Source organism: Rhodococcus sp. NPDC006774 (assembly GCF_040636045.1).
Lineage (GTDB): Bacteria > Actinomycetota > Actinomycetes > Mycobacteriales > Mycobacteriaceae > Rhodococcoides.
In genome coordinates this window covers 361232-374251 of record NZ_JBEYIW010000001.1, presented here as the reverse complement: position 1 = coordinate 374251, position 13020 = coordinate 361232, and the positions used below count along the sequence as shown (strand labels likewise).

At 65.9% G+C, this 13020-nt stretch carries 17 protein-coding genes; 10 read left to right on the top strand and 7 right to left on the bottom strand.

The window, feature by feature from the left end; translation table 11 throughout:
• The first annotated feature begins 209 nt into the window (after positions 1–209).
• The 4 genes from ABZ677_RS01900 to ABZ677_RS01885 are packed head-to-tail and all read left to right on the top strand — an operon-like array spanning position 210 to position 4285.
• Positions 210–1172: an ABC transporter ATP-binding protein gene (locus tag ABZ677_RS01900; protein WP_037186705.1), complete on the top strand. Its 963-nt coding sequence runs from the start codon at positions 210–212 to the stop codon at positions 1170–1172.
• Positions 1172–1942: an ABC transporter permease gene (locus ABZ677_RS01895; RefSeq protein WP_037186706.1), complete on the top strand. Its 771-nt coding sequence runs from the start codon at positions 1172–1174 to the stop codon at positions 1940–1942. Before ABZ677_RS01900 ends, ABZ677_RS01895 begins: the two co-directional genes overlap by 1 nt.
• A 26-nt stretch (positions 1943–1968) precedes the next feature.
• Positions 1969–3426: a M20/M25/M40 family metallo-hydrolase gene (locus ABZ677_RS01890; RefSeq protein WP_094632620.1), complete on the top strand. Its 1458-nt coding sequence runs from the start codon at positions 1969–1971 to the stop codon at positions 3424–3426.
• Between the two features lie 37 nt (positions 3427–3463).
• Complete coding sequence (locus ABZ677_RS01885) at positions 3464–4285, top strand: adenylate/guanylate cyclase domain-containing protein (RefSeq protein WP_358366334.1); 822 nt, start codon at positions 3464–3466, stop codon at positions 4283–4285.
• Here ABZ677_RS01885 and thiD read toward each other — a convergent pair.
• Positions 4247–5101 carry a bifunctional hydroxymethylpyrimidine kinase/phosphomethylpyrimidine kinase gene (thiD, locus tag ABZ677_RS01880; protein WP_037186709.1) on the bottom strand — a complete coding sequence of 285 codons (855 nt, stop codon included), beginning with the start codon at positions 5099–5101 and terminating at the stop codon, positions 4247–4249. The genes ABZ677_RS01885 and thiD overlap by 39 nt on opposite strands.
• A gap of 292 nt (positions 5102–5393) precedes the next feature.
• On the opposite strand from thiD, the gene ABZ677_RS01875 reads away from it, so the two are divergent.
• Positions 5394–5720 (top strand): GNAT family N-acetyltransferase, encoded by a 327-nt coding sequence (locus ABZ677_RS01875; RefSeq protein WP_037186711.1) that lies wholly within the window; start codon positions 5394–5396, stop codon positions 5718–5720.
• 105 nt (positions 5721–5825) lie between these two features.
• Complete coding sequence (locus tag ABZ677_RS01870; protein WP_052047393.1) at positions 5826–6179, top strand: GNAT family N-acetyltransferase; 354 nt, start codon at positions 5826–5828, stop codon at positions 6177–6179.
• 4 nt (positions 6180–6183) lie between these two features.
• Here ABZ677_RS01870 and ABZ677_RS01865 read toward each other — a convergent pair whose 3' ends face one another.
• Genes ABZ677_RS01865 through ABZ677_RS01855 form a run of 3 tightly spaced genes read right to left on the bottom strand, consistent with a single transcriptional unit; the run spans position 6184 to position 8563 of the window.
• The gene (locus ABZ677_RS01865; RefSeq protein ID WP_094632623.1) at positions 6184–6984 is read right to left on the bottom strand and encodes an exodeoxyribonuclease III; all 801 of its coding nucleotides are present in this window, start codon (positions 6982–6984) and stop codon (positions 6184–6186) included.
• 11 nt (positions 6985–6995) lie between these two features.
• Entirely contained in the window at positions 6996–7937 is a 942-nt protein-coding gene (locus ABZ677_RS01860) for a GNAT family N-acetyltransferase (RefSeq protein WP_358366517.1), read from the bottom strand.
• 23 nt (positions 7938–7960) lie between these two features.
• On the bottom strand, positions 7961–8563 hold the full coding sequence (locus ABZ677_RS01855; protein WP_094632625.1) for a peptide deformylase: 603 nt from the start codon (positions 8561–8563) through the stop codon (positions 7961–7963).
• A gap of 329 nt (positions 8564–8892) precedes the next feature.
• Here ABZ677_RS01855 and ABZ677_RS01850 point away from each other — a divergent pair, with 329 nt between their 5' ends.
• The 4 genes from ABZ677_RS01850 (at position 8893) to ABZ677_RS01835 (ending at position 11776) form a co-directional block, all read left to right on the top strand.
• Positions 8893–9231: a DUF3263 domain-containing protein gene (locus ABZ677_RS01850; RefSeq protein WP_032393769.1), complete on the top strand. Its 339-nt coding sequence runs from the start codon at positions 8893–8895 to the stop codon at positions 9229–9231.
• 58 nt (positions 9232–9289) lie between these two features.
• On the top strand, positions 9290–9820 hold the full coding sequence (locus tag ABZ677_RS01845; RefSeq protein ID WP_358366333.1) for a LytR C-terminal domain-containing protein: 531 nt from the start codon (positions 9290–9292) through the stop codon (positions 9818–9820).
• A gap of 113 nt (positions 9821–9933) precedes the next feature.
• Positions 9934–10644, top strand: a complete 711-nt coding sequence (locus ABZ677_RS01840) for a superoxide dismutase family protein (protein ID WP_052047257.1) — start codon at positions 9934–9936, stop codon at positions 10642–10644.
• Between the two features lies 1 nt (position 10645).
• The gene (locus ABZ677_RS01835) at positions 10646–11776 is read left to right on the top strand and encodes a glutamate--cysteine ligase (RefSeq protein WP_230596122.1); all 1131 of its coding nucleotides are present in this window, start codon (positions 10646–10648) and stop codon (positions 11774–11776) included.
• A 10-nt stretch (positions 11777–11786) separates the two neighbouring features.
• On the opposite strand, the gene mnhG is transcribed toward ABZ677_RS01835, so the two are convergent.
• The 3 genes from mnhG to ABZ677_RS01820 are packed head-to-tail and all read right to left on the bottom strand — an operon-like array spanning position 11787 to position 13020.
• Positions 11787–12128 (bottom strand): monovalent cation/H(+) antiporter subunit G, encoded by a 342-nt coding sequence (gene mnhG / locus ABZ677_RS01830; protein ID WP_094632626.1) that lies wholly within the window; start codon positions 12126–12128, stop codon positions 11787–11789.
• Positions 12125–12382 carry a monovalent cation/H+ antiporter complex subunit F gene (locus tag ABZ677_RS01825; protein WP_037186722.1) on the bottom strand — a complete coding sequence of 86 codons (258 nt, stop codon included), beginning with the start codon at positions 12380–12382 and terminating at the stop codon, positions 12125–12127. Before ABZ677_RS01825 ends, mnhG begins: the two co-directional genes overlap by 4 nt.
• Positions 12379–13020 (bottom strand): Na+/H+ antiporter subunit E, encoded by a 642-nt coding sequence (locus ABZ677_RS01820; RefSeq protein WP_329955303.1) that lies wholly within the window; start codon positions 13018–13020, stop codon positions 12379–12381. The genes ABZ677_RS01825 and ABZ677_RS01820 overlap by 4 nt, the downstream gene beginning before the upstream one ends.

Here is a 13020-nt window from a genome sequence, read left to right as displayed (position 1 = left end):
CAGAATTGTGGCGAATGCGAGGCGATTCCGCGCGCATCCGGCAAACGCGCGCGCATTTGCGGCCGCGCCCGTGTGACCGCGTGCCGCCTGAGTGACCGCTCACCGCCTCTGCGACCGACTGTCTCAGGGTGTGTGTCATCCGAAAGGATGATGGAAGAGTCGACTGTGGGTCGATGTGCGGACGCTGTCGATGGGGGACAGTTGTACCCATGATCGAAGTGACAGGACTGACCAAGCAATACGGCGCGGTGACGGCGGTCGACAACCTCACCTTCACCATCAAACCCGGCATCGTGACCGGCTTCCTCGGCCCCAACGGCGCAGGCAAGTCGACCACCATGCGGATGATCCTCGGACTCGACCGACCCACCTCGGGCACGGCGACCATCGAGGGCAAGAGCTACAGCCACCTGAAGCAACCACTGCGTACCGTCGGCGCCCTGCTCGACGCCAAGTGGGTGCACCCCAACCGATCGGCTCGTGCACACCTCGAGTGGATGGCCGCGTCCAACGGCATCCCCAAGTCGCGAGTCGACGAGGTGCTGCGTCTGGTTGGCCTGTCCGAGGTCGCCAAGAAGAATGCCGGTGGCTTCTCGCTCGGTATGTCGCAGCGGCTGGGACTCGCCGGCGCTTTGCTGGGCGACCCCAAGGTGTTGCTGTTCGACGAGCCGGTCAACGGACTCGATCCCGAGGGCATCGTCTGGATCCGAAAGTTCATGCAGCGCTTGGCAGCCGAGGGTCGCACGGTGCTGGTCTCGAGCCACCTCCTCTCGGAGATGGCTCAGACAGCGGAGCATCTCATCGTCATCGGACGCGGCAAGCTGATCTCGGATTCCTCGGTGCAGGAATTCATCGACCACGCCTCCGAAGCATCGGTGCGCGTGCGCAGCCCGCAGCTCGACGGTCTGCGTCAGGCGTTGACCACGGCCGGTCTCACCGTGCGCGAGCCGGACAAGACCGATGAACTTCAGCCCTCGCTCGTGGTGCTGAACTCCACGACCGACACGATCGGCGACATCGCCGGTCGAGCCGGAATCACTCTGCACGAGTTGGCCTCTCAACGAGGATCGCTCGAGGAAGCCTTCATGAAACTCACCGGAGACACAGTGCAATACCACGGCGCGGGAGCCGAAAACCCCAACACTCAGCAAGCGATGGGCGGTTCACTCTGATGGGCGTACTGGCAGCAGAAAGAATCAAGTTCACCTCGACCAAATCGCCGTGGTGGTGCAGCGCGATCATCGTGGTGCTCGGTCTCGGATTCGCGTCGATACTGGGCTGGGCCGCTCAGTTGGCCACCGAAACCGATGCGCCCGAGGGCATTCCGCCCACGACGGCAGCCGACGTCGTAGGGCTCGGCGTCGGAACCTTCGGTTCGATGGTGTTGATGATCCTGGCCGCGTTGACCGTGACCAGCGAATACCGGTTCGGTCTGATCCGAACCACGTTCCAGGCCGTGACCAACCGAGGATCGGTACTGGCGGCCAAGGCCCTGCTGGTCGGTGTCTACGGTGCGATCCTGTCGTTCGTGCTCGCCGTCATCGGGCTCTACCTCGCCAAGGCGCTCGCCGGTGAGCAGGCAGGTGCGCTGCTCGGCTTCGACATCGATGGAACCTGGCGCGTCCTGTACGGGACCGCCATCCTGGCGTTCGTCCAGGTCGTTCTGGCCATCGGCGTCGGCGCTCTCATGCGGCAGTCCGCCGGAGCAATCGCCATCCTGCTTCTGTGGCCACTGCTCATCGAGAACCTCGTCGGGGTGATTCCGACGGTCGGCGAGAAGATCCAGCCGTTCCTGCCCTTCCTCAACGCCAATCACTTCCTCGGATCCAGCGGAGGTGTCGACTTCCACTGGGGTCCGATCGGCGGACTGATCTACTTCGTCGCCTTCACCGCGGTGATCTTCGGAGCGGCAGTGTTCGTCGTCAATCGTCGGGACGCCTGACGCCGCTCGCCGGTAGGGTGTCCGCTATGCGGATTTCCCTACTTGCAGGTAGCGCTGTCACTGTCTTGATTCTGGCCGGTTGCTCGTCCACCTCGGACGAGGAACCGGCCAGAGTTTTCGCGACACCCGACGGGCCGGGGCTCTCTGCCGCGGTCACCGAGGACGCGTTGGTGGGGCACCTCGAACAATTGGAAGCCATCGCCGCCGAGAACGACGGAAATCGCGCTGCCGGCACCGCCGGTTACGACGCGAGTGTCGATTATGTTGTCTCGCAACTCGAATCGGCCGGGTTCGAGGTCACCACCCCGGAATTCGAATTCGAGACCTTCGAGGCGCAGACCCAAACTCTGTCGCTTGCGGGCACCGAGATCCCGGTGTTCGCGCTCAGTTACTCGCCCACCACCACCGCCGAGGGAATCACCGCACGCGTCGTCGGCGCTCCCGCCGGTGCAGACGGCTGTGAGGCGACCGATTACACCGGCCTCGACCTGGCCGGAGCCGTCGCGGTCGTGCCGCGAGGAGTGTGCGCCTTCGGTGTGAAGCAGACCGTTGCCGCAGAACTGGGAGCGGCCGCCGCGATCATCGTCAACAACGAACCCGGGCCGCTCGATTCGGGCACCCTCGGCGACGCCGACACTGCCCGGATTCCGACCGGCGGCGTCAGCCAGGAGGACGGTGCGGCCGTGCTGGCCGCACCCGAGGTGACGCTGACACTCGTCACCGAAACCGAAACGACCACCAGTCGCAACATCATTGCGCAGACCACCACCGGTTCCACCGAGAACGTGGTGGTCACCGGTGCGCATCTCGACAGCGTTCCCGAGGGCCCCGGCATCAACGACAACGGAACCGGCACGGCGGCAGTACTCGAGACCGCACTGCAGATGGGCAGTGCACCCGAGGTCACCAACGCGGTACGTTTCGCGTTCTGGGGTGCCGAGGAGAACGGACTCGTCGGTTCCACCAAGTACGTCGAGGGCCTGTCCGACGAGGACAAGCAGAACATCGCGCTGTACCTGAACTTCGACATGATCGGCTCGCACAACGCCGGCTACCTCGCCTACGACGGCGACGACTCCGACCAGGTGGGTGAGCCCGCAGGCCCGGCCGGATCCGACGCCATCGAGCGCACCTTCGTCGAGCACCTGGCAGCCGAGGACGTAGCCGTCGACGGGACCGATTTCGACGGTCGCTCGGACTACGGCCCGTTCATCGAGGTGGGCATCCCCGCCGGTGGTGTGTTCAGCGGAGCGGACGAGAACAAGACCGCCGCGCAGGCCGAGAAGTGGGGCGGCACCGCCGATCAGACCTTCGACGAGAACTACCACACCGACCAGGACACCCTGGCGAACGTCGACCGCGCCGCACTGGCGAAGAACGGTGCGGCAGTGGCCTACGGCATCGGCGTCTACGCGCAGTCGGTGGAGGGCCCCAACGGGGTTCCGGTGGGTGCCGAGCGCGAGGCCGCGCGCGCCGAAGGATAAGGGCGAGTATGTGTAACTGTGAGTTACGCTCGATGCTGTGAACGCAGTCGTGGACTCGGTGGTGGAGTGGGTTCGCACCACCAACCGAGCGCCCAAGGTGGTCGGGGCGGTACGACGTGTGCGTCGCGCACTACCCGGCGACCCCACGTTCGGTGATCCCCTGTCGATCGACGGGCCGGGGCGAGCCCTTGCCGTTGCCCGCGTCGCCGATCGCTTTCTGGTTGCCAACGGACTCGACGACGAGCCGGGCGCATCCCGTGAAGTCGGCCGCGGTGCCTTGCAGGTGTGGCAGGCGATCCTCGAGAGGACGGGCCGGGGGCGCGGCGAACAGGACGTCACCATCGTCTTCACCGACCTCGTCGGGTTCTCGTCGTGGTCGCTGCGCGCCGGCGACACCGCCACCCTGACGCTGCTCCGCAAGGTTTCCAAAGCGGTCGAACCCGAGGTCGTGTTCCGCGGCGGCCACGTCGTCAAGAGACTGGGCGACGGCATCATGGCGGTGTTCGCCGATGCGGGCAAAGCAGTCGACGCGGTCTTCGCGGCCCGCGAGGCACTGAAGGGTGTCGACGTCGACGGTTACACCCCGACGATGCGCGTCGGCATCCACACCGGCAGCCCGCGTCAGGTGGGATCGGACTGGCTGGGCGTCGACGTCACCGTCGCCGCCCGGGTGATGCAGACCGGCGGCAACGGCAACATCATGATCTCCGCGGCGGCCCTCGAGGGGGTCCCGCCGGAGGTGCTCGACGCCTTGCATGTGGTGTCCAAGCCCTATCGCCGCAGCTTCTTCGCTCCGAAGATCAAGGGCGCGCCCGACGACCTACGCATCCTCCGACTCGTGCAGTCGCCACAGCGGTGACACCGGTCCGTGGCCCGCGCCCAGGTCGTAGGACGCGGCCAGACAGCGAGTGACCCACTCCTTGCCGAACGCCACCGCGTCGGGCATGGAGTATCCGTGCGCCAGGGCCGAGGCGATCGATGCGGCGAGGGTGTCGCCACCGCCGTGGTCGTTGCCGGTGTCGATGCGTTCGCTGGTGAATTCGAGGAAGGTGTCGCCGTCGAACAGCAGATCGGTGCTGTGTGTGGACGTCCGCAGGTGACCGCCCTTGACCAGGGCCCACTGCGCGCCCAATCCGTGCAGGGCCTCGGCGGCGCGGTGCGCGCTGGAGTCGTCGATGACGTCGATGCCGGTGATGAGCCGAACCTCGTCGAGGTTGGGGGTCACCAGCGAGGCGATGGGAAACAGGGTGTGCCGGATGGCGTCGAGGGCTTCGGCGTGCAGTAGCGGATCCCCGTGCATCGACGCGCACACCGGATCCACGACAAGGGGAACCGGCTGATCTCGGCCGATGCCCACCTCGGTGCAGACGGCCGTGACCGCTTCGATGATCGCGGTGGAGGCCAACATTCCGGTCTTCGCTGCGCCGACGCCGATGTCGGAGACGACGGAGCGAACCTGCGCTGCGACGACGTCCGGCGGAATCTCGTGGAAGCCCGTCACGCCGACGGTGTTCTGGACCGTGACCGCAGCGACAGCAACGCAGGCGTGGACGCCGAGCAGGGCCATCGTTCGGCTGTCCGCCTGGATTCCGGCACCGCCACCGGAGTCGGTTCCGGCGATGGTCAGCGCGCGGACAGGAGTCTCGCCGTTGGGCGTGAGCGGTAGGAACTTCACGAGAGAAGACAGTACCGGCGTGCGCGGAGACGGGGGTCGCTGCCGGTGAAACGGAATGCCGAGTACATGGCGAAAACATGAGCGGGCCTTGAATGTTGTTGTATCACAACGCCGAACAGGGTCGCTTATGATCCGTACCAGCATTCGAGTCGGGTTCGGCGGACGAACCTACGCATCCGAAGGTTTGTTGGTAGAAAAGGTGACAGACCCACCGTGCGCATGTTTAATAGTGGTGCACGTCACAAAAGATTTCATTCGTTCACCACTCCACACACAGCGAAGGAGGCGTCCCATGCTTGCAAGTTCTCCTAGCGCTGATGTCTCGATCAACAAGGATCAGAACCGGTTCGAGCTTCGATTGAACGGCGATCTCGTCGGGATCGTCGGCTTCTACGAGGTCGAGGGAAACGGCAAGCGTGCGACGCGAACTCATGTCGTGTCCTTCATGCACACGGTCGTCACCGAGGATTTCGGTCATCAGGGTCTGGCGGGCATTCTCGTGCGGCGCGCACTCGACAGTGCTCGGTCCTACGGCTGGAAGGTCAAGCCGGTCTGCACCTACGTGCAGCGTTTCGCCGCGGCCAATCCGGAGTACAACGACATGCTCGTCGCGCTCTGACGTCTGTTTCCGGAGACCATCGCTCGGTCACATTAAGGGCACGACTCGGCGACGATCGGTGCACTCTCCCCGCGTCACATGGACAACACTGGTCTCATGAGTGACATGAGTCACATACTTCCACGACGGGTCCAGGGACCCGCTCCGGTCGACCGGCCCGTCGTTCGCATCGAGGACGACGTCGATCACAACAGGTTCGATCTTTTCGTCGACGACGAACTCGTCGGCATTCTCGGATATCGCTTCGGTGAGGGCGACGACGGCGGCGTGGGCCCGGTCGTCGCGCTCATGCACACCGTCGTCAAGGAAGAATACGGCGACCGCGGGTGGGCGGGCGTGCTGGTGAGGGCGTCGCTGAACACCGCTCGCGATCGGCAGTGGCGCATCGTGCCGATCTGCACCTATGTCCGGCGATACCTGGCGCAGCACGAGGAGTTCATGGACCTCGTCGTCGAGTGACCGCTCAGCCGATCTCCACGATCACCGGAGCGTGATCGCTGGCTCCCTTGCCCTTGCGCTCCTCGCGGTCGATGGACGCACCGGTCACCCGAGCCGCCAGGGCGGGTGAGGTCAACGCCATGTCGATGCGCAGGCCCTGCTTCTTCGGGAACCGCAACTGCGTGTAGTCCCAGTAGGTGTACGTCCTGGGCTCGGGGGTGAACTGCCGCGTCACCTCGGTGAAGCCGGCATCGCCGAACGCGGTGAAGGCATCACGCTCGGGCTGCGAGGTGTGGGTCTTGCCCTCGAACAGTGCGGGATCCCAGACGTCGTCGTCAGTGGGCGCGATGTTCCAGTCGCCCACGAGCGCGATCTGCGCCTGCGGATCCGCCGCCACCCACGCCTGTGCGTCGGCCTTCAGTGCTGCGAGCCACTCGAGCTTGTAGGTGTAGTGCGGATCTGCGAGTTCGCGGCCGTTCGGCACGTACAGGCTCCAGACGCGGACCCCGGCGCACGTGGCACCGATGGCGCGGGCCTCCTGAGCGGGATCGACCTCGGGATCCTTGCTGAACCCGGGCTGATCCTCGAACCCGACCTGCACGTCGTCCAATCCGACGCGAGACGCGATCGCGACGCCGTTCCACTGGCTCAGCCCGACGTGGGCGACCTCGTACCCGATGTCGGTGAACCGCTCGTACGGAAACTGCGCGTCCTTGCACTTGGTTTCCTGCATCGCCAGGACATCGACATCGGATCGCTGCAGCCAATCGACGATTCGATCCTGACGAGAGCGGACGGAGTTCACATTCCAAGTAGCCAAGCGCACGGGAAGGAACCCTATCGAACGCCTCCGACAGGGTTCGGACCGATCGCGTTCTCGGGCCGGGCGTAGCGATAGTGGTGGTGGTCGACGAAACCGAGATCTCGATAGAGGCCGACGGCGTGGGTGTTGTCCACGGCCACTTGCAGGTACGCGTGTGTCGCGCCGTGCTCGCGTCCCCATCGCACCAACTCGCCGCACATCAGGGTGCCGAGGCCGTTGCGTCGATGATCCGGGGAGACCCAGAGCGAGGTCAGTCCCACCCAGCAACGACCGTCGGGGGCGGTGGTGACGGCCGCGCGACCGACGGCTGCCGACGACGAGCGCGCGCCGATCATGCCGAAACCGAGCGTGCCGCCCCGGACTGCGGCGGCCACCTCCGCTGCGCCCGCGGGTGCCTTGCCGCCCTGGTAGTGGAGGGAAGCCAACCACTCGGCCGTCGGCTCCTCGGTCACGGCGATGGCCGAATCACCATCGCGTAAAGCAAGATTCGAGATGTCCGCAGCCATGACGGCGCTCTCGTTGTAGGTCGACCAGCCGGCCGGAGCGCTGCCGAGACGGTCGGGGAGCGACAGCGTCGGCGGTAGTCCGCGAGCGGCGTATCGGTCGACGATCTCCGCGAGAGTCTCGGCCGTCATCGACGCTCCCGGTTCGAGCGGTGCGGCCGAGTTGGCGCGTCCGGTGAATCCGTGACCGAACCGCAGTTGCCAACCGTCGATCCATTCCCGCTCGACGCCCGGCCAACCGTCGGCGGCAGCGGCCTCGAGCGATCGAATCTCCGACGTTCGAATCGGTTTGGGGCCCAAAGGTTTCAACGCTACGACTCGTTCGGCGGCGACCTGTACCAGCGCGCCGTCTCTGCCGCGCACCGAGACCGCACCGGCGTCGATGGCCACCAGTTCGCCGATCACGTCCGTCATCGGGTGGGTGTGGCCGGGTGGCAGCCGGTAGCGCAGCATCACCCGTGTACCCACCGGGACGGTCAGTCCTCGTCCTCGTCGTCGTGCCCGAACGGGTCGTCGACGGTGCCGGGCGTCCAGCTCAGCCCCGGCACGCCCCACCCGGCGCGCTTGATGGCCTTCTTCGCGGCCCGCGCATGTCGCCCGATGAGCACGTCGGTGTAGAGGAAGCCGTCGAGGTGACCCACCTCGTGCTGGAGCATCCGGGCGAAGAAGCCGTGGCCCTCGATGTCGACGGGATCGCCCTTGGCGTCGGTACCGGTCACTCGGGCCCACTCGGCGCGCCCGGTGGGGTGTTGCTCGCCGGGGACGGACAGGCAGCCCTCGTCGTCGTCGTCCGGGTCGGGCATCGTCTCCGGAATTTCCGACGTCTCGAGCACCGGGTTGACGACCTCGCCGCGGCGGCGGAAGATCTTGCCGTCCTCGCCTTGATCGGGGCAGTCGTAGATGAACAGACGCTTGCCGACTCCGACCTGATTCGCGGCGAGGCCGACGCCGTTCGCGGCGGCCAACGTCTCGTACATGTCGGCGATCAGCTCGGCCAGCTCGGCGGGTGACTCGGTGACGGGAGCGGTTGCGGTGTGCAGCACCGGATCGCCGACGATCCGGATGGGAAGAATTGCCATGGTCGACAAGGATAGTGGGCCGGGAGTGGAGCCTGCGGAACGACCCAAGGGGGCCGGGAGTGGAGCCTGCGGAACGACCCAGGGGGCGCGAGTGGAGCCTGCGGAACGACCCGAGGGCCTGGTGCGTGTGGCCGGGTGCGGGGAACACGCCACGCGCCGGTACCTCGCGGGAGCCGTGCTCGAGGCGTCGAGCATGGTTGAATGATTCCCGAAGTACAACTGTGTAATTCGGTCGGTGCTCCTACGGGTGCCGGCAGTACTGGGGGAAGCAGATTTCTCGGGGTAGGTGACCTTGCAGACCCCGGGGAGTCGAGAAGTCGAGGAGTGGGATGGACGGCGCAGCAGCGCGTGACTCGAACCAGTCTCAGCAACCGGGAAGTTCGGACGGCTCTCAGGATCCGAACGAGGTCGGTGCGGACGGACTGAGTCGACGAGAGCACGACATCCTGTCCTTCGAGCGGCAGTGGTGGAAGTACGCCGGTGCGAAGGAAGAGGCCATCAAGGAACTCTTCTCCATGTCGGCAACCCGCTACTACCAGATCCTGAACGCATTGGTCGATCGTCCCGAGGCGCTGGCCGCCGATCCGATGTTGGTCAAGCGCCTGCGTCGGTTGCGTGCGAGCCGGCAGAAGGCTCGTGCGGCACGTCGGCTGGGTTTCGACGTCTGAGCAGCTCTTTGCGTTCCACGTGCCGAGTCGTCGTCGACGGTCGGCTAGGGTCGAGTACGTGAGCAGCCCGAACCCGGAGCAGACCGGGCCACCTCTCCGTGCCCTGGCCATGGTGTTGATCTCGCTCGCGATTCTGTTCGCAGCGATCGGCGCGTTGTCGCTGACGGGTTCCGATTCCGACGAGGCGGCCGCCGAGCCCTCCGCCGAGACGACGAGTGCACCGGCTGCAGTCGCCCCGACCGCGCAGGCCCCTGCAGCGCAGGCGCCGGCCGCCGACGCGTCGACCGGTTCTGCAGCCACCACCACCTCGGGTGCCCCCGCCGACGTCGAAGTGCGGGTACTCAACAACTCCAACGTCTCCGGCCTGGCGGCCGGTACCGCGAGCACGCTGACCGCCGAGGGGTGGAACGTCGCCGAGACGGGCAACTTCAGCGAAGCCCAGTTCGCGCAGACCGCGGTGTACTACGGCACGACAGCAGGCGAGGAACAGGCCGCACAAACGATCGCCACGCAGCTCGGCGTCCCGGCCGAGCCGAAGCCGACCTCGCTCGAATCCACGGCAGGCGTCGTCGTCATCGTGACCCAGTAGTCCTGCAGCGGCGAGTCCCACAGCGTCGACCTCCGTGCCCGATTCGGCTGAATCGGTCGGCACGTTATCATTTCCGAGCCCGGCGAAACTGCCTGAAAGAGGAGCGATTTCCGATGGACATGTTCAAGCGACGCACTGCTGCGACCCGCTCATTGCGTTACGTGGCCCCGGTCCTCGCGATCGCAGCGCTCGGGCTCTCCGCCTGCAGCAACGGCGAGGTTCCGTCCGATGTCCCCGGCACCGTCCCGCCGGTGTGGACCGGCGAGGCCGATCCGTCGGCAGAAGCCGTCGCAGGTGACAGCCCGGCCGAGTCGGGCTCCGGCGACACCATCGAGGGCACACTGCGCGACGCTTCCGGTGCCGAGGTGGGCACGGTGTCCTTCGCGTCCGAGGGCGACAAACTCACCGTCACGGCCGAGGTCGAGGGCATGACCCCCGGCTTCCACGGTTTCCACGTGCATGCCGTCGCCGCCTGCGAGCCGAACTCCGTTGCACCGACCGGCGGAGATCCGGGCGCGTTCCTGTCCGCAGGCGGTCACCTGCAGGTCGACGGCCGCACCGAACACCCGGCCAGCGGCGACCTGACGTCCATCCAGGTCGGCGAGGACGGCACCGGGATGCTGATGACCACCACCGACGCGATCACACTCGACGATCTGCGTGCGGACGGTGCCGGAACCTCGGTGATCGTGCACGAGGGTGCCGACAACTTCGCCAACATCCCGCCGCGGTACACCCTGCCCGACGGTGCCGCTGTCCCGGACATGACGACTCTGATGACCGGCGATGCCGGCTCGCGGGCGGCATGCGCGGTACTGCAGTAGTTTGAGCGCTCCCCGGATCGACTTCGCGAGTTCACCGCGCCCGACGCTCGGCGTCGAGTGGGAGATCGCGCTGGTCGACAAGAACACGCGGGACCTTGTCAACTCCGCCGAGGCGGTCATGGACGGCGTCCGCGACCTGGCCGGGGACACCCCGCGGGTGACCAAGGAACTGCTGCGCAACACCGTCGAACTCGTCACCGGAGTGTGCGAGAACGTCGGGGAGGCGATGGCAGACCTCGGCGAGTCGCTCTCGCTCGTCGAGCGTGCCGCGGATCCGCTGGGAATCGATCTGTTCTCTGCGGGCACCCATCCGTTTGCCGAGTGGTCCACCCAGCAGCTCACCAGTTCGCCGAGCTACGACGAGTTGATCGCTCGTACGCAGTGGTGGGGTCGGCAGATGCTGATCTGGGGTGTACACGTGCACGTGGGAGTGTCGTCTCCCGACAAGGTCTTTCCCATTCTCAACTCGCTGCTGCTGCAGTACCCGCACCTGTTGGCGCTCTCGGCGTCCTCACCGATCTGGGCGGGCAACGACACCGGCTACGCCAGCAATCGGGCACTGATGTTCCAACAGCTGCCGACGGCCGGTCTACCGTTCCAGTTCGAGAACTGGCCACAGTTCGAGGGATTCGTCCGTGACCAGCTCAAGACCGGCGTCATCGAACAACTCGGCGGCATGCACTGGGACATCAGGCCTGCACCGAAGTGGGGAACGATCGAGGTCCGGGTGTGCGACGGGGCGTCGACCAAGCGGGAGCTCGCGGCTCTCGTCGCGTTGACACACTGCCTCATCGTGCATCTCGACGAACGTCTCGAAGCGGGGGAGACCCTGCCGTCGATACCGCCGTGGCACGTGCAGGAGAACAAGTGGCGGGCCGCTCGATACGGACTGGACGCCGAGATCATTCTCGACTCCGACAGCAACGAACGTCTGGTCACCGACGATCTGAACGACCTGCTCGAGAAGCTGACGCCGACGGCGGTGCGACTCGGTTGCGTCGACGAGTTGGCAGCGGTGGCCGACATCCCTCGGCTCGGGGCGTCGTACCAGCGTCAACGGATAGTGGCCGCGAAATCCGACGGTGACCTGCGAGCCGTCGTCGAATCGCTGGTCACCGACCTTCGATCCTGATTCGCGTGCGCTACTGATCCGCTTCGTTCGGTTCCATCTCGTTGACGATCAGCAGTCCGTCGCGGCCGCGCTGCTCCCGGTAGGCGACGCGGCCGACAGTGTGCGCGATCACCGGGGCGGTCACCAGGGTGAAGATACCCACCAGCACGAGCATCCAGATGTCGACGTTGCCGCGAAGGCTGATGACGGCTCCGATCAGAACCATGATCAAGCCGACGACCTGTGGCTTGGTGGCCGCGTGCATCCGCGACAGGGTGTCGGGGAAGCGCACGATGCCGACAGCGGCAGTGAACGCCAGCAATGCCCCCAACAGGATGAAGACGGATGCGATGACCTGGGCTACGGTGCTCATTCGTCCCTCACTCTGAAGCGTGCGATGCTGACCGATCCGACGAAGCTGACCAGGGACAGCGCAACGATGGCCGGTACGAGGGTGGTGTCTCGGCTGTAGACGGCCCATACCCCGAGACCGCACATCGAGACCGCGAGGATCGTGTCCATCGCGACGAGACGGTCGAGCGTGCTCGGGCCGTCGAGCAGCCGGTACGCGGTCAGGATTGCAGCGGCCAACAGAAGGGCACCGGCGATGGCGAGAACGACGGTCACGACCAGTCCCCCTTCCTCTTGTCGTCGGTCTTCTTGTCGTCCCGAGGAGCGTCGGGATCCTGTGCGGCAGGATCGTCGCCGAGCACCCCGTGATACTGCTCGTACTCCTGGTAGTGCAGGGGGCTGGGCTTCCAGTCCGAATCTCGCTCGAATGCCGCGATGAACAGCTTCTCCAGGTTTCGGACGTAGGCGTAGAAGCCGTCGACGGCCTTCTGCGTGCCCATGTCCAGTACGTGCACGTAGAGCAACCGTCTGGTTCGGTCGATCTCGAGAACCATGGTGCCGGGAACGAGGTTCATCGCGTCGACGAACAGCGTGAGCACCAGATCGGATTTGATCGCGATGCGGCAGCGCAGCACTCCGGTGACCGGCGGCGCTTTCGGGCGGATCGCCAACCAGGCCACGCTGACGCTGGATTCCCCTGCGTAGTAAAGAAATACGACGGCGAGCTTGACGAGCGAGAACCCGTGGATGCGGCCCTCGACCGGAACACGAGGCAACGGCAGCAGCACCATGATGAGCAGTCCCACCGCTATCCCACCGAGAACGTTCGCCGCAGAGACGTTGCCCCACAGCAGTACCCAGATCGCCGTCAGCCACGCCAGCGTCCACAGGCGCAGCAGAACGGAGCGGTTCAT